Source organism: Microbulbifer sp. SAOS-129_SWC (genome assembly GCF_039696035.1).
GTDB lineage: Bacteria > Pseudomonadota > Gammaproteobacteria > Pseudomonadales > Cellvibrionaceae > Microbulbifer.
In genome coordinates this window covers 1,381,226-1,396,559 of record NZ_CP155567.1, presented here as the reverse complement: position 1 = coordinate 1,396,559, position 15,334 = coordinate 1,381,226, and the positions used below count along the sequence as shown (strand labels likewise).

The 15,334-nt window shown below is 54.2% G+C and carries 13 protein-coding genes; 2 read left to right on the top strand and 11 right to left on the bottom strand.

Annotated features, from left to right (window positions below):
* Positions 1-127: 127 nt before the first annotated feature.
* The 9 genes from ABDK11_RS05900 to ABDK11_RS05860 all read right to left on the bottom strand — a co-directional run bounded on the left by ABDK11_RS05900 (position 128) and on the right by ABDK11_RS05860 (position 7,370).
* Positions 128-487: a Rid family hydrolase gene (locus tag ABDK11_RS05900; protein ID WP_346839373.1), complete on the bottom strand. Its 360-nt coding sequence runs from the start codon at positions 485-487 to the stop codon at positions 128-130.
* 1,765 nt (positions 488-2,252) lie between these two features.
* Positions 2,253-2,525: a hypothetical protein gene (locus tag ABDK11_RS05895; RefSeq protein ID WP_346839370.1), complete on the bottom strand. Its 273-nt coding sequence runs from the start codon at positions 2,523-2,525 to the stop codon at positions 2,253-2,255.
* 147 nt (positions 2,526-2,672) lie between these two features.
* Positions 2,673-3,131 carry a DUF2314 domain-containing protein gene (locus ABDK11_RS05890; RefSeq protein ID WP_346839372.1) on the bottom strand — a complete coding sequence of 153 codons (459 nt, stop codon included), beginning with the start codon at positions 3,129-3,131 and terminating at the stop codon, positions 2,673-2,675.
* A gap of 517 nt (positions 3,132-3,648) precedes the next feature.
* Positions 3,649-4,356 carry a hypothetical protein gene (locus tag ABDK11_RS05885; RefSeq protein WP_346839371.1) on the bottom strand — a complete coding sequence of 236 codons (708 nt, stop codon included), beginning with the start codon at positions 4,354-4,356 and terminating at the stop codon, positions 3,649-3,651.
* A gap of 129 nt (positions 4,357-4,485) precedes the next feature.
* Positions 4,486-4,758 carry a hypothetical protein gene (locus ABDK11_RS05880; RefSeq protein WP_346839370.1) on the bottom strand — a complete coding sequence of 91 codons (273 nt, stop codon included), beginning with the start codon at positions 4,756-4,758 and terminating at the stop codon, positions 4,486-4,488.
* Between the two features lie 177 nt (positions 4,759-4,935).
* The gene (locus ABDK11_RS05875; protein ID WP_346839369.1) at positions 4,936-5,253 is read right to left on the bottom strand and encodes a hypothetical protein; all 318 of its coding nucleotides are present in this window, start codon (positions 5,251-5,253) and stop codon (positions 4,936-4,938) included.
* Positions 5,254-5,373: 120 nt separating this feature from the next.
* A complete protein-coding gene (locus ABDK11_RS05870) occupies positions 5,374-5,697 on the bottom strand; it encodes a hypothetical protein (protein WP_346839368.1) in 324 nt (107 codons plus the stop codon).
* 835 nt (positions 5,698-6,532) lie between these two features.
* Positions 6,533-6,949, bottom strand: a complete 417-nt coding sequence (locus ABDK11_RS05865) for a hypothetical protein (RefSeq protein WP_346839367.1) — start codon at positions 6,947-6,949, stop codon at positions 6,533-6,535.
* Positions 6,950-7,037: 88 nt separating this feature from the next.
* Positions 7,038-7,370: a hypothetical protein gene (locus ABDK11_RS05860; protein ID WP_346839366.1), complete on the bottom strand. Its 333-nt coding sequence runs from the start codon at positions 7,368-7,370 to the stop codon at positions 7,038-7,040.
* 733 nt (positions 7,371-8,103) lie between these two features.
* Here ABDK11_RS05860 and ABDK11_RS05855 point away from each other — a divergent pair.
* Both ABDK11_RS05855 and ABDK11_RS05850 read left to right on the top strand, forming a co-directional pair.
* The gene (locus ABDK11_RS05855; RefSeq protein ID WP_346839365.1) at positions 8,104-9,135 is read left to right on the top strand and encodes an integron integrase; all 1,032 of its coding nucleotides are present in this window, start codon (positions 8,104-8,106) and stop codon (positions 9,133-9,135) included.
* Positions 9,136-9,469: 334 nt separating this feature from the next.
* Positions 9,470-10,369 carry a DegV family protein gene (locus tag ABDK11_RS05850; RefSeq protein WP_346839364.1) on the top strand — a complete coding sequence of 300 codons (900 nt, stop codon included), beginning with the start codon at positions 9,470-9,472 and terminating at the stop codon, positions 10,367-10,369.
* A gap of 201 nt (positions 10,370-10,570) precedes the next feature.
* Here the strand turns inward: ABDK11_RS05850 and ABDK11_RS05845 are convergent, their stop codons facing one another.
* Positions 10,571-11,527, bottom strand: a complete 957-nt coding sequence (locus tag ABDK11_RS05845) for an acetyl-CoA carboxylase carboxyltransferase subunit alpha (RefSeq protein ID WP_346839363.1) — start codon at positions 11,525-11,527, stop codon at positions 10,571-10,573.
* A gap of 256 nt (positions 11,528-11,783) precedes the next feature.
* Positions 11,784-15,311 (bottom strand): DNA polymerase III subunit alpha, encoded by a 3,528-nt coding sequence (dnaE, locus tag ABDK11_RS05840; RefSeq protein WP_346839362.1) that lies wholly within the window; start codon positions 15,309-15,311, stop codon positions 11,784-11,786.
* Between the last annotated feature and the right edge of the window lie 23 nt (positions 15,312-15,334).

The following is a 15,334-nucleotide window of genomic DNA, read 5'->3' as shown; positions in this document are numbered from 1 at the left end:
CTTGGTGACATTGAGCACATAACGCCGTGCTCAGTCGCGGCTTACTTAATGCGCGTTTTGCGCGAAAATAGGAGCGCAGCGACTGCGCAAAAGGCGCATTAAGTAAGACGTCGGCTGCAGCACCTTGTTAACAGTTTGGGGATCTAACCGCTACTACAGTGACTTCCACCAGCACTGCACCTTCCAACTCAACGCCTAAGCAGGCTCTCTGGGGCCAGTTTTCTTGATTTGGCCCAATCCAGGAACACCAGGCTTCATCCATTTCTGCCTTCTCATCCATTTTAGCGATAAAAACTTGTGCCGAGAGTATGCTCTCTTTACTTGACCCCAGCTCCTTCAAATTTTCAGAGATGACCTCAAGAGCCTGTTTGGTCTGCTCTTTTGTACCTACGCTGGTATCAGGTGAAGTGGCGACAGAGAACACAAGATCTTTGTACGCTGAAGACTTATTCCTTCCTTTATATATGCCAGCTATCCGCTCGATCATGCTACTACTCACTGACTGTTAACGTTCGGTTTAGGGGCGGCTGGAGCGTAGCGTAAGCCGTCCCAGCCGCGTATTTCGCGGCGACTACAACCGCTTGTTATGTGTAGTGGGTTGACCAAGAAAGTATCCAGAGCACAACTACTGGGATCATCACTACTATAGATCGCTTTCTCCGAGCATAAATTTCCTCAAAATCCCTGCAGCCCGAGAAAGGGAAACGTAGCTTTTGGCTTGGCGCTTTTCTAAAGTAGATTAAGCCCGCGAGAAGAATAATAGCGAAAGATGCCCAATACCAGCCTGTAGATATGTAGATTGGGGAGAGCAGAAAGCAGGACATAGACAAGATCAATGTATATGAGTTCTTCATAGAGGGGGTGTTCAATCTCTCTACAGTCTCCACTAGCGACGCTTCAGGCATATAGAAGCGCATAAAGATATTTCTAGCTATTGCGAGCAATGGAATTGAAAAAATTGCTATTTCCATTCGGATCTACACATAACGTTGCCAACAGCGGCGGCCGGAGCGCTTGGCGTGCGTAGCGCGCCGCGTAGGCCGTCCAGCCGGCGCCCGAAGGGCGCGGGCGATGCTGCTTGGCCTAGTTATTAAAGGCACGGTTTGCACGACCTACTGGCACGCTGCCCGTAGCGCAGCGGAGGGCCGCCGCCCAATTAAGACGAGGAAGAATACCAAACCTTACCCGTCAGTGAATTCTCTTACCGGCGCCTACAATACTGGATTGAAGGTGCGGAACCACATTTTTTGAACGAAGGCTCTAGGAGCGAAACTGCCAACCTGGAACCTTGCGACAAACCAGATGCTGAAAACGCTATTAAACGGCACAAAGCTTCCGCGCTTCTAAATTTTCCAGCCAGAATTTTGGTTGCCGTAATAACGCCGCGAGCAGCGGCAGCTTGCTTTGTGCGCTTTATGCGCAAAAATGGGAGTGAAGCGACCTGCGAATAAAGTGCACAAAGTAAGCTGTCCGGTGGAGGCCCGAAGGGCCGGAACGAATTGCCTCGCCTTGTTATAGGTTTTGCGCCTCACTCTTTATTTCCTCACAGCTTGATTCATAGCCAGCCAATGGAAGTCTTTCCAATTTTTCAGAAAGTTCTGCGACGCTGTCCAAACTCTTTTGCTCTTTGACCTTTGTAGAGATAAGCCTAATTACTTCCGAGTAGCATAAATTGCTAGTGAATGACGCTGAGAATGCACCTAGCCAAAATATGACTACCAGCCCGAAGAGAACGGACATTGTCAGCACAGCACCTAGAGTTAACTTCATTATTGGACTGACCTATAACGTTGCCAACAGCGGCGGCCGGAGCGTTTGGCGTGCGCAGCGCGCCGCGTAGGCCGTCCAGCCGGCGCCCGAAGGGCGCGGGCGATGCTGCTTGGCCTTGTTAAAAATGACTGGCACATGGGCTATTTAGAAGGCCAAACTTTGACACCAACACATATCAATGTTGCCACAACCACGCCCTGGAGTGCAGCTATAAGCGGGACAAGAGCGAGAAGTAGAATTAGTGGTTTCCGTAGATCAGGACCAAAAAAGTAGCCAAGTAAGATGGCCATGAACGCCAGAATACCTACGCTAGCAAACCAGCCACGCCAAACAGCTTTGAAAAGATTACCATTACTCATAAGCATAATTTTTAACGCTCAGCGCAGGCGCAGCCAACGTGGAGCGCATTTTGTGTTAATGTTTGAGCGCCAGCGAGTAACACAAAAGGTGCATAGCGTTGGCTGTCGCTCTGCCGCTGTTTGTTATGCATTTTTCTGCTTTGCGAGTTCCTTTTTGTAAGAGCGCTCAGTTGACGCCCATACAAAATAGCCAAAAGCCAAACCTCCCAGGGACCAGAGGACAGCACTAAAAGCTATAAAAATTGGCGACCACTGCCCGTCATCAGGCTTATTAGCTATGAATGTCATGACCAAAAACATTGGCAAACCCCAAGCCAGTAATCCATTAATAAGGATAAATTTTGATCTTCCCTTTTCTCTTGTCTTGGACCAATTTTCAAAATGCTTTTTCTTCACGATCTAGTTTCCCTCTAAATCCGTTCTGAACTACCGGATGCATAACGCCCGGTACAGCGGCTTGGTAAAAGTGGCGGCTTTTGTGCAGCGCACAAAATGTGACAGTTTTGCCAAGTCCGTTGCTGCCGCTTGTTAGGTGCTTGCCTGCTAAATTGGCTCATATGATGATATGCCAACATATGAATCATATTCTTGTTTCTCTTTTTCTGAGCCAAGCTGCTCTCTTGTTACTCGCATCGTGTAAGCGCCTTTTGCATGTCCGTTTTCGATTACCATCCAATCAAATACATCTTCTGGGTCGAAACCAAGTCGCTCATCGACTTGATGCCACTTTGTCAGTTCTTCTGGAACTTCGAAGAACACTCCTGAAAGAAAGTTTTCTTCTTCATGGAAATACACACTCGATAGCCAGATGTATAGAAATCGGTCTTCTCCAAGCTTTTCAGATAAATCAGGATCTCTAAACCTAAGCTTTGCTGCATAAATGGCTTCAGGACCGGATTGTACAAGATCAATGAAATCATTAATCGTGTTTGATGCTTGAGCGAATGCCTTAAGCATTTCTTGATCTTGATTATGTGTATTTCTAAATATAGGTTCGCTCATTCCAGATTCTTCCTTGGCACCTAACGTTGCCAACAGCGGCGGCCGGAGCGCTTGGCGTGCGTAGCGCGCCGCGTAGGCCGTCCAGCCGGCGCCCGAAGGGCGCGGGCGATGCTGCTTGGCCTAGTTATTAAAGGCACGGTTTGCACGACCTACTGGCACGCTGCCCGTAGCGCAGCGGAGGGCCGCAACCCAATTAAGACGAGAAAGAATACCAAAACTTACCCGCCCGTGAATTCTCTTACCGGCACCTACAATACTGGATTGAAGGTGCGGAACCACATTTGTTGAACGAAGGCTCTAGGAGCGAAACTGCCAGCCTGGAACCTTGCGACATACCCGATACTGAAAACGCTCTTAAACGGCACAAAACTTCCGCGTTTCTAAATTTTCCAACCAGAATTTTGGTTGCCGTAATAACGCCCGCGTCACAGGCCGAGGTAACTGGCAGCTTTTGTGCGAATGCACAAAAGGTGACAGTTGCCGAAGGTCATGTGCACGCGCTTGTTATGCCATTTTTCTAATCGAGGCCAACATACTTAATAGGATTAGCTGCACCTTTTGGAAAATGTTTTTTAATGGATTTGTATCGGTATTTTTGTCGAACATCCTCGTCAGCAAGAATCCCCGAGAATTCAAATCTTCTAGGGCCATGTTCAGGAACATTCACCCAATTTTGAATTTCATAAACTTCACGAGTCAATCCTCTATATGTAGGGATGGCATATTTCGCCTTCTCCCGTCTTTCACCGACAACCCAAGATCTACGAGTTGCTTGGTATAGTTCTTCTTCGGTCATTTTACGATCATAGAGTTTATTAATATTGATCAAAATGACCGGATCTTCGGCTGCGAACTCTTCTGCTTGGTACATAGATGAAATTTCTTCAACAGTTTTTAGCCCATAGTCCGATGAATTATGGCCGGATTGTAAATTCGAAAGGTTTTTCATCCCAACAAAGTCAATTAAAGCAGCCTCCACTTCAAATGACATATCTTCAGTCAGCCCGTGACGCAATATAAAATGCTCAACCAGGCCACCTTTGTTATTAATTTCTCTAATGCGATCAAGCTTTTCAGATTCTAAATCAGATGTAATTGCGCACTCTAAATGGTCAAATATTCTATTTCCTACGCCCTTGCCAATATAAAAAACCTCTTTATCAAAAGGATCTTGTAGGAAATAGACATAATAGCCAAGGCTTTCAATTACTGATTGAGTGAACATATGCTTCCTTTATTGGCATAACGCTCAGCGCAGGCGCAGCCAACGTGGAGCGCATTTTGTGTTAATGTTTGAGCGCCAGCGAGTAACACAAAAGGTGCATAGCGTTGGCTGTCGCTCTGCCGCTGTTTGTTATGCATTTTTCTGCTTTGCGAGTTCCTTTTTGTAAGAGCGCTCAGTTGACGCCCATACAAAATAGCCAAAAGCCAAACCTCCCAGGGACCAGAGGACAGCACTAAAAGCTATAAAAATTGGCGACCACTGCCCGTCATCAGGCTTATTAGCTATGAATGTCATGACCAAAAACATTGGCAAACCCCAAGCCAGTAATCCATTAATAAGGATAAATTTTGATCTTCCCTTTTCTCTTGTCTTGGACCAATTTTCAAAATGCTTTTTCTTCACGATCTAGTTTCCCTCTAAATCCGTTCTGAACTACCGGATGCATAACGCCCGCAACAGGGGCGACCAATGCTATGCACGTTTTGTGCGAAACTGGGAGCGTAGCGACCCGCACAAAACGTGCATAGCGTTGGGCGTCCCGCGGAGGCCCAAAGGGCCGGAGCATCCTGCTTGCGTTTGTTAAGTGTTCTTGGCACTGCCGGCCTCCCGCCATGCTTCAACTGCCTCTAATGCAAGCTGAGAAAGCTGCTTCGATACGTCACGGCCCTTGTAAATTGATGTTGTATTTTTGGCAATTGGAACAGTGTAATGAATATCATGTGCGAGCTTACTTAGGTACTCTCGGCCGCCGATTTTATACGATTTAAGCTCTTCTTCGTTTAGCTGAATCATATACGTATAGCCAAAAGCGCTCATGTTGCAGTTTGCATCTAGATACATTTGGCCTTCATGTTCAAATAAAAACCAAGCCCAGTTTTCAAAATCGACGACTTTCATTCTTTGGACACTTAACGCCGTGTGCAGCGGCGGCTTACTTTGTGTGCTTTTTGCACGAAAATAGGAGTGAAGCGACCGTGCAGAAAGTGCACAAAGTAAGCCGTCGGTTGCCGCACCTTGTTATGTGTTTGAGCCATGGAAGGTCTCCCAAGCTAGGCTCTCTAGATCACCACCAGCTAGAATATTGCCGTCCTCATCTTCAATCTTGAATTCCGTTTGCTTTTCTCCAATGGATGCACAGCCATCTAGCCCCAATAAAATTGTATATAGCGCATCAGTCAGGATCTCTCCGGCCAAATTCCGGACTAGTACAATTTGCTCTTCACTGAGCCCGGCATCTTTGAGTCCTTTGATTCGTGATATATCAGTATCTGAGGAGAAGTAGCTTTCTATCAACTGATGCTTAAGAATTTTGAACTCGTTTATAAACTCTTCGTTTGTCATCGCTTACACATAACGTTGCCAACAGCGGCGGCCGGAGCGTTTGGCGTGCGTAGCGCGCCGCGTAGGCCGTCCAGCCGGCGCCCGAAGGGCGCGGGCGATGCTGCTTGGCCTAGTTATTAAAGGCACGGTTTGCACGAACTACTGGCACGCTGCCCGCAGCGCAGCGGAGGGCCGCGGCCCAATTAAGACGAGAAAGAATACCAAAACTTACCCGCCCGTGAATTCTCTTACCGGCACCTACAATACTGGATTGAAGGTGCTGAACCACATTTGTTGAACGAAGGCTCTAGGAGCGAAACTGCCAACCTGGAACCATGCGACATACCCGATGCTGAAAACGCTCTTAAACGGCACAAAACTTCCGCGTTTCTAAATTTTCCAACCAGAATTTTGGTTGCCGTAATAACGCCCGCGTAAAGCGCGCGAGGTACGAGCGTCGCTTTTGACGCGCTTGTTAAGTGTTGGGGCTCGCATACTTTCTCATTAATTTATCTATACGCTTGCTTCTTGGGGATTCGCAAGACAGACCACCTGGAAGAGGTGGATCCGGCAGCCATATCTCCCATGTGCCACCGCACTCGGTACAATCAAAGTAGTGTGACAACTTTTCTGGACTTCGGCGAATCATGGACCCATCCGAGCAGAGCGTATTCAGGGCTTCTAATGCCTCGTCAAATGCCTCATATGATCGGCATTCGGTGGCCAGCCTAAACTTACTTACTTCTTGGCACGTTGCACATTTCATGAGGACACTTAACGCCCCGCACAAGGGCAGACAAATAAGCGCAGCGTTTTGGCTGTCCCAGCGACCAACGGGAGCGATTGCTGCGGCTTGTTAAGTGTGTAGAGGGAATTGGTAGGAGATTTCGTCATTAGGGCACGCCTCATCACTAGTTCCGTAGGTGACTATAAAATCATACAAAAATATATCTGAAGGCTTAACTGATAATAAATATGCCTTACGTGACCCTTCTTCTTCCACCGTTTCAAGAATGACTGCAAAAGTAATCTTTTCGTTTTCCTGTCTTCTAACTGCAAGACTCTTGAAATCTAGATCCTTGTATTTATTAAGAACACGCACTTCAAAATCAAAACCGCGCTTCTCTTCCGCTATGCGAACAACACTGAAAATTCCCGTCGGTGCTGCTTCGATATTTCCATCATGCCTGTACGGGCATGAAACAGAGAGTGCGACCGCCGAAGAAGCCCAAAAGATCAGAAAAATTCGCAGAAGATTGATTATCGTTTTCATCACTTAACGTCCACAGCACGGGCGGCCGGAGCGCAGCGTAGGCCGTCCCGCGGAGGCCCGAAGGGCCGTAGCAACGTGCCTGTGATTGTTAAGGCTTTCTTAGGTTCTGCCATATATAAAACCCACCCACCAATGTGCCCACAGGAATATTGAGAATACTGACTATTGAAAATGGAAGTGCCAAATTTACTGCATATTTAGAGTCTTTAATGACCAATATTCCTGCAAAAATTCCGACGAAGTTTACCAAAGTAAAAAGTAATAGAAATGTTGCCGAGAGACCAAGAAAACTACCAGGCTGACTAGCGATTGCCTCTCCGAACTGCGCAAACATCATCGAGAATCCGGAAAGTAGACTAATCACCATGAAGGCCGAGTAAATTATTATCATCCACCCTGCAATCAACTTTTCCTTACTCATAATTCCATTCCTTGAGCGCCAGCCTTAACGTTGCCAACAGCGGCGGCCGGAGCGTTTGGCGTGCGTAGCGCGCCGCGTAGGCCGTCCAGCCGGCGCCCGAAGGGCGCGGGCGATGCTGCTTGGCCTAGTTATTAAAGGCACGGTTTGCACGAACTACTGGCACGCTGCCCGCAGCGCAGCGGAGGGCCGCGGCCCAATTAAGACGAGAAAGAATACCAAAACTTACCCGCCCGTGAATTCTCTTACCGGCACCTACAATACTGGATTGAAGGTGCTGAACCACATTTGTTGAACGAAGGCTCTAGGAGCGAAACTGCCAACCTGGAACCATGCGACATACCCGATGCTGAAAACGCTCTTAAACGGCACAAAACTTCCGCGTTTCTAAATTTTCCAACCAGAATTTTGGTTGCCGTAATAACAGTTAATTCAAAAGCCAATGGCTTCATATCCATTTGGCCTTATATCCCGAGTCAAGTCACTTCCACCATCAGTAAAACCTAATTAAAATCAACTGCTTAGAGAAACCTGTATTTTTTTCGAACTCGGATATAAGGCGAAGCCTCGTGGCGTCGAAAACCACCCTTGGCTTTTTATCCAGAACTCAAAGCCTTTAAAGTCAACAAGTTACGTGTTTTTCCGTGTGGATAGAAGCTCTGGCTCTTGAATTCGGATATTGACAGTTTGTCGCATGCGCATAAACTGGATATATATCCAGCACACGGAGGTTGACATGGATGATATCCGCCATTCTATTCCGGCACATTCCGAGCGCTTCATGGTGCAACTGCGTCGCCATATTCGCGCAGCGGGATTGGCCTATCGTACCGAGCAAACATATGCGCATTGGATTAAGCGCTTTATCCACTTTCACAAGCTCCGCCATCCGCGTGAGCTGGGTGTAGTGGAGGTGGAGGCGTTCTTGAATCACCTTGCCATCAACGGCGAATGTGCAGTAAATACTCAGCGCATTGCACTGAATGCGCTGGTTTATCTCTACAAGCGCTTTCTGGAAGTCGATATCTCCAATTTACAGTTTTCACCTGCCAGAGAGTACCGGCGCTTGCCGGTGGTATACAGCCGCACTGAGATACAGGCAATACTGCAGCACTTGCCCGGCGTTTACCGCCTTATGGTGGAACTGATGTATGGCAGCGGAGTGCGCTGTGCAGAGCTACTGTCACTGCGGATCAAGGATCTGGACTTTGACAGTGGCAATCTCTTCGTGCGCGGGGGTAAGGGCAATAAGGATCGCTCGACGATCCTGCCCCAGGCGCTGATTCCGGCACTACAGCGGCAAATAGAGTTTGTGGACTTGCTGCACCGTCAGGATTTGCAGCGGGGCTACGGTGAGGTTTACCTGCCCAATGCACTGGAACGTAAGTACCCCAGTGCAGGCCGCGCTCTGGCGTGGCAGTATCTGTTTCCTGCCGGCCGGCTCGGCGCGGACCCGCGCTCGGGGGTTTGCCGGCGCCACCACCTGCACGCTTCGGCGCTGGCGAAGCAGATTCGTGCGGCTGTTGCTGCGGCCGGGGTCAACAAGCCTGCGCGGGCACACGCATTCCGCCACAGCTTCGCTACCCACTTGCTGGAAAGCGGTTACGACCTCCGCACCATTCAGGAGCTATTGGGGCACGCGGATATCAGCACTACGGAAATCTACACTCATGTGATCAACCGTGGCGGCAAGGGCGTTCTGAGCCCCGTCGACCGGTTGCCCCACGGGATCTCCGAACCGGGGGCGACGTACTGCTCCGCAGCCTGATTGATACCCCCACGAATACCGCTGTAGAGGCGTCTCTCTCGGGGGCGAGGTACGCCCGGTGTTTCGTGAGCAATGCGCGAATTAAATGAGATAGCCCACTGTCTCAGGTTGGCACTATTTTCGGTACGCCAGCCGGGAAAATGTTTCCCCAGACCACAAAAGATGGGAAATTTTTCCAGTGAAAGGAGTGCCCACATTACTTTTCCACCTGGTCACTCCCCGCTTGGTATTTGTGTGCAGCGGTGCAATGGAAAACACGCGGCGCGCAATGGTTCTGTGGCGCGCAAAGTGATAAATTTCCGGCTATCTACGTGACGGAGTGTCAGGGTATTTCATGGTTCAGTTAGTAATCGATTCCGGCTGCGATCTGCCGGATGAGTTTCTGCGTAAGTTCTCGATCCCGGTGCTGCCGCACAGTATCAGCGTGGGTAAAGACACCTTCGGCGACCAGCGCAATCCGGCGCAGATGGCGCATTTTTATTCATTGTCGCTGGTCGACCGTTCGCGCCAGATTACCAGTGGTCCGGCTTCCAGTGAGGAAATCGAGAGGATTCTACGCGCGCAGGTGGACCGCGGCTGTCGTGAAATCGTCGTGCAGACGATTAACGGCGCCAATAGTCCCACGCTGCAGAATGCCCGCACCGCGGTCGAGGCGCTGCGGCGCGACGGCATTGAGGTGCCGATGCACACCCAGGATTCCCACAATCTGTTTGCCGGTCAGGGGCTGCTCGCGCTGTACACCCTGACGCAGATTCGCAAGGGGCTGTCGGCTGCCGAGGTCGCCGAGCGGGCCCAGGAGTTCAGTAACAATATTCATGGCTATGCGGCCATCCGCGATGTCTACTATGTACGCGAGCGGGCGCGTAGCAAAAACGAGAACAGCATCAGCTGGCTCAAGGCTACCGCCGCCCGCCACCTGGACCTGCACCCGATCCTGTCGATGCACCGCGACGGCAGTACGGTGACCGATACCCTGCGCGGCTATGACAAATGCACCGAGGCACTGTTCAACCTCGCGGTGGAGCGCATTGAGGCGGGACAGCTGCTGGCGCCGATGGTAGTGGTCAGTATTGCCGGGCAGCTGAAGGATCTTCCGCACACGCCCGGTTTTGCAACGTTGCAGAAGGCGGCGCAGGCGCACGGAGTGAAGGTCTACCAATCGCTCATGAGCCTGTCCGGGGGTATTAACCTGGGGCCGGGAACCGTGTCGCTGGGGCTGGCTTCGAAGGAGTAAACGGGTCACCGGTAGTCCGGTGTGAGTTGCAGCCGGGGTGAACGCAAGGTTCGCCCCTACTGAATAGTTGCCATGCTTTCAGGGAGTGCGGCGCGAGGCGTGGCACGGAGGGCACGGCCGCAGGTCAGTTTGGCGAACGTTTTTCGCAGGGGCGAACACCCGGGTTCGCCCCACTATCGTCCGGTTTCTAGACAGATCCCGTCAGGAAACAACGTTGCCGTAGCTCATCAGGCGCTGGTAGCGCTTCTCCAGCAATTCATCAATCGGCACGTGGCGCAGCTGATCCAGCTGTGCGGTCAGGCGTTCCTGCAGGCGGGTGGCCATGGTGTCCGGGTCGCGGTGGGCGCCGCCAAGCGGCTCATCGATGGTCTCGTCGACGATGCCGAGCTCCTCCAGCACGCTGGACGTTACGCCCATGGCCTCGGCGGCCAGCGGCGCCTTTTCCACGGTTTTCCAGATGATATTGGCGCAGCCCTCCGGGGAGATCACGAAGTAGGTGGAGTACTGCAGCATGTTCAGCTGGTCGCCGACGCCGATTGCCAGTGCGCCGCCGGAGGAGCCCTCGCCGATTACGGTGCAGATGATCGGGGTGCGCAGGCGCGACATTACGGCCAGGTTCTGGGCGATCGCCTCACTGATACCGCGCTCTTCACTGTCGATGCCCGGATAGGCCCCGGGGGTGTCGATCAGGGTCAGTACCGGCATCTTGAAGCGCTCGGCCATTTCCATGACGCGCAGCGCCTTGCGGTAGCCCTCAGGCTTGGGCATACCGAAGTTGCGTGCCACCTTGTCGTTCACCGAGCGGCCCTTCTCCTCGCCGATCACCGCCACCGGCTTGCCGTCGAGGCGCGCGATACCGGCGATGATCGCCTTGTCGTCGCCGAAGTGGCGGTCGCCGTGCAGCTCGTCCCAGTCGGTGAACATGCGCTCGATATAGTCTTTCGCGTAGGGACGCTGCGGGTGGCGCGCCACCTGTACCACCTGCCACGGGGACAGGTCGGCGTAGATCGACTCAGTCAGCTTCTTGCTCTTGTCCCGCAGACGGGCCACTTCGTCGGCGATGTTCAGTTCGTTGTCGTCGCCAACATGCTGCAGCTCTTTGATCTTGCCTTCCAGCTCGGCGATCGGCTGCTCAAACTCGAGAAAATTGAAATTCATGAAATCCGCGCCTTGAATTCTGTTGCGAAATCGCCGGGAGCACACGGCCGCGCGCCACCCGAAATATCCTCTTTTGCCACGCTGGCGCCGCTCCGGGACTGGCCGGGGTGGCGGCGCCGGGACATCCGACCTAGCAGAGATGTCACCAATTGGCAGCCCATTGAAAATTGTCGGCTAGCTTAACCAGATAGAACTGCCTAGTCGAGCCTGCCGTTCGGGCCTATCGAGCAAGCGATGTGGCCAATCTAGCCACAGTCTACCGCCGCTCAGTGTAGTTCAGTGCGACCTGCTCGCGCCCGAGCAGCTCCCGCAGCGACTGCACCAGCTGGTCGTTTGGCTCTACTTTCCACGCCGCCGGCAGTCGATAAACACCGCGCGCGTCACTGCAGGCTACCTCCACGGTCACCGCACAGTTGCTACCCGGGCCGCCGGTGTAGGCCTGCAGACAGGCGGCCAGGCGCTTGCCCAGCCCCGGGGTAGTGGCGGTGCTGTCGAGCTTCAGGCTCACGCCGGTGACCGCGCCCTGGCGCAGTTCGTCCAGGGTGGACACGCCGTTGACGGTCATCTTGAGGCCGCCACTGTAGTCGTCGTGGGCTACGGGGCCATCCAGCACCAGCATGGCGTCTTTGGCCAGTTTCTCGCGGTGCTCGCCGAACGCCTCACTGAACACGGCCGCCTCGATACGGCCGCTGCGGTCGTCGAGGGTGACGATGGCCATGGAGTCGCCGCGCTTGGTCTTCATCACCCGCATGGCCACCACCAGGCCGGCCACTTTCTGCGATTCGCGCCCGGGTTTCAGGTCGGCGATGCGCGCCTTGACCAGGTGCTTGAGCTCTTCTTCGTACTCGTCGATCGGGTGGCCGGTCAGGTACAGGCCGAGGGTGTTCTTCTCCCCCTCAAGGCGCTCGCGGATACCCCACGGGCGGGTGCGACGGAACTCGGCGTAGACGTCGCCGTCGGCGGCCTGCGGCACCACTTCGCCGAACAGGTCCATCATGCCGGCGCTGGCGTTGGCAGCCTGCTGCTCGGCAGCCTTCACCGCTTCGTCCAGCGCATTGAACATGACCGCGCGGGAGTAATCCAGGCCGTCGGCACCGTGGATATCCGGGCCGATGGTGTCCAGGGCACCGGAGCGCACCAGTGCCTCCAGCGCGCGCTTGTTGACCTTGCGCGGATCGATGCGCGAACAGAAGTCGAACAGGTCGGCAAAGGGACCGCCCTCGGTGCGCACCTTGATGATGTTCTCGATCGGGCCCTCCCCCAGGCCCTTGATCGCGCCCAGACCGTAGATCACGCGGTTATCCACATCCACGGAAAACTGGTAGCTGCCCAGGTTCACGTCCGGCGGCACCAGGTCCAGGCCCATGGCCCGGCACTCTTCAATAAACGTCACCACCTTGTCGGTCTTGTCCATGTCCGAGGACATGGTCGCGGCCATAAACTGTGCCGGGTAGTGCGCCTTCAGCCACGCAGTCTGGTAGGACACCAGCGCGTAGGCGGCGGAGTGCGATTTGTTGAAGCCGTAGCCGGCGAACTTCTCCACCAGGTCGAAGATCTTGATCGCCAGATCCGGATCGACGCCCTGCGCTTTTGCGCCATCTTCGAACGTCGCGCGCTGCTTGGCCATCTCCTCGGGCTTCTTCTTACCCATGGCGCGGCGCAGCATGTCGGCGCCGCCGAGGGTATAGCCGGCCAGCTCCTGGGCGATCTGCATCACCTGTTCCTGGTACACGATTACCCCGTAGGTGGGCTCCAGGATCGGCTTCAGTTTCTCGTGCTGGTATTTGGCATCCGGGTAGGCCACCTGGGCGCGGCCGTGCTTCCGGTTGATGAAGTCGTCCACCATGCCCGACTGCAGCGGGCCCGGGCGGAACAGCGCCACCAGGGCGATCATGTCCTCGAGGTTGTCCGGCTGCAGGCGCTTGATCAGGTCCTTCATGCCGCGGGATTCCAGCTGGAATACCGCGGTGGTCTCGGCGCGCTTGATCATCGCGTAGGTGTCGGGGTCGTCCAGCGGCAGCGCCTCGATCACCAGCGGCTCTTTGCCCTCGCGCGCGCGCTGCTCGTCGACCATATGCTTGGCCCAGTCGATGATGGTCAGCGTACGCAGGCCGAGGAAGTCGAACTTCACCAGGCCCGCGTCTTCCACATCGTTCTTGTCGAACTGAGTCACCAGGCCCTGGCCGGCCTCGTCACAGTAGAGCGGTGCGAAATCGGTGAGCTTGGTCGGTGCGATTACCACGCCGCCGGCGTGCTTGCCGACGTTACGCGCCACGCCCTCGAGCTGCAGGGCCATCTCCCAGATTTCCTGGCCCTCTTCGTCGCTGTCGAGGAATTCGCGCAGTACGTCTTCCTGCTCGAAGGCCTTCTCCAGGGTCATACCCGGGTCCGGCGGAATCATCTTGGAGAGCTTGTCGGCCAGGCCGTAGGACTTGCCCTGTACCCGCGCCACATCGCGTACCACCGCCTTGGCGGCCATGGTACCGAAGGTAATGATCTGGCTCACCGCGTTGCGGCCGTAGTTGTCGGCCACGTAGCCGATCACCCGGTCGCGCTTTTCCATACAGAAGTCGACGTCGAAGTCGGGCATCGACACCCGTTCCGGGTTCAGGAAACGTTCGAACAGCAGGTCGTATTGCAGCGGGTCGAGATCGGTAATATCCAGCGAATAGGCTACCAGCGAGCCGGCACCGGAACCCCGCCCCGGCCCCACCGGGATATCCTGGTCCTTGGCCCACTGGATAAAGTCCATCACGATCAGGAAGTAGCCAGGGAACCCCATCTGCAGGATGATATCCAGCTCGAAGCGCAGGCGCTTTTCATACACCGCGCGGCGCTCGGCGTATTCCGGGGCGGACGCGTCGAGGATTTTCGCCAGGCGCCGCTCGAGCCCCTCAAAGGACACCTTTTCGAAGAACTGGCCTTCGGTCATGCCCTCGGGAATCGGGTATTCCGGCAGGAAGTACTTGCCCAGCTGGATCGGCGCGCTGCAGCGTTTGGCGATCTCCACAGTATTGGCCAGCGCCTCGGGAATATCGCTGAACAGCTCGGTCATTTCCTCCTGGGTGCGGAAATACTGCTGCGGCGAATAGCGGCGCTCGCGGCGCGGATCGTCGAGCGCACGGCCGTCGTGGATACACACACGCACTTCGTGGGCCTCGAACTCGCTCTCTTCCATAAAGCGCACGTCGTTGGTGGCCACCACCGGCAGGTTCAGCTCGCCCGCCAACGCCACTGCGGCGTGCAGGTAATCCTCGTCGCCGGCGCGACCGGTGCGCTGCAGTTCCAGGTAATAGCGTCCCGGGAAAATCCTTGCCCACTCCGCGGCCAGCTCCCGCGCCTGCGCGCGGCGCCCGGCGATCAATGCGCGACCCACATCGCCGAACTTGGCGCCCGACAACATCAGCAGGCCCTGCGCAAACTCCGGCAGCCACTCGCGACGGATAAAGGCGTTGCCGTGATATTGCCCTTCCATCCACGCGCGCGAAATCAGCTCGGTGATATTGCGGTAACCGTCCGCGTTCATCGCATACAGCGTGATCAGCGTGGGGTTGTCTTCACCGCCCTCACTGAGCCAGAAATCCGCCCCGGTAACCGGCTTGATCCCGGCGCCCATACAGGCCTTGTAGAACTTGATCTGACCGTAAAAGTTGGTCTGGTCGGTCAGCGCCAGCGCCGGCATCTGCAGTTCTTCCGCGCGCGCCACCAGCGGCTTGACGCGCACCAGGCCGTCGATCAGGGAGAATTCGGAGTGGACTCTTAAATGGACGAAGGGTTGGGTCATTGTTTGAATTCGATTTTTCGCAC

What these genes read in the sequence shown, in the direction of transcription:
- ABDK11_RS05900 (WP_346839373.1), bottom strand. Translation starts at nt 487, where the DNA reads ATGATCGAGCGGATAGCTGGCATATATAAAGGAAGGAATAAGTCTTCA.
- ABDK11_RS05890 (WP_346839372.1), bottom strand. Translation starts at nt 3,131, where the DNA reads ATGAGCGAACCTATATTTAGAAATACACATAATCAAGATCAAGAAATG.
- ABDK11_RS05885 (WP_346839371.1), bottom strand. Translation starts at nt 4,356, where the DNA reads ATGTTCACTCAATCAGTAATTGAAAGCCTTGGCTATTATGTCTATTTC.
- ABDK11_RS05875 (WP_346839369.1), bottom strand. Translation starts at nt 5,253, where the DNA reads ATGAAAGTCGTCGATTTTGAAAACTGGGCTTGGTTTTTATTTGAACAT.
- ABDK11_RS05870 (WP_346839368.1), bottom strand. Translation starts at nt 5,697, where the DNA reads ATGACAAACGAAGAGTTTATAAACGAGTTCAAAATTCTTAAGCATCAG.
- ABDK11_RS05865 (WP_346839367.1), bottom strand. Translation starts at nt 6,949, where the DNA reads ATGAAAACGATAATCAATCTTCTGCGAATTTTTCTGATCTTTTGGGCT.
- ABDK11_RS05860 (WP_346839366.1), bottom strand. Translation starts at nt 7,370, where the DNA reads ATGAGTAAGGAAAAGTTGATTGCAGGGTGGATGATAATAATTTACTCG.
- ABDK11_RS05855 (WP_346839365.1), top strand. Translation starts at nt 8,104, where the DNA reads ATGGATGATATCCGCCATTCTATTCCGGCACATTCCGAGCGCTTCATG.
- ABDK11_RS05850 (WP_346839364.1), top strand. Translation starts at nt 9,470, where the DNA reads ATGGTTCAGTTAGTAATCGATTCCGGCTGCGATCTGCCGGATGAGTTT.
- ABDK11_RS05845 (WP_346839363.1), bottom strand. Translation starts at nt 11,527, where the DNA reads ATGAATTTCAATTTTCTCGAGTTTGAGCAGCCGATCGCCGAGCTGGAA.
- dnaE (WP_346839362.1), bottom strand. Translation starts at nt 15,311, where the DNA reads ATGACCCAACCCTTCGTCCATTTAAGAGTCCACTCCGAATTCTCCCTG.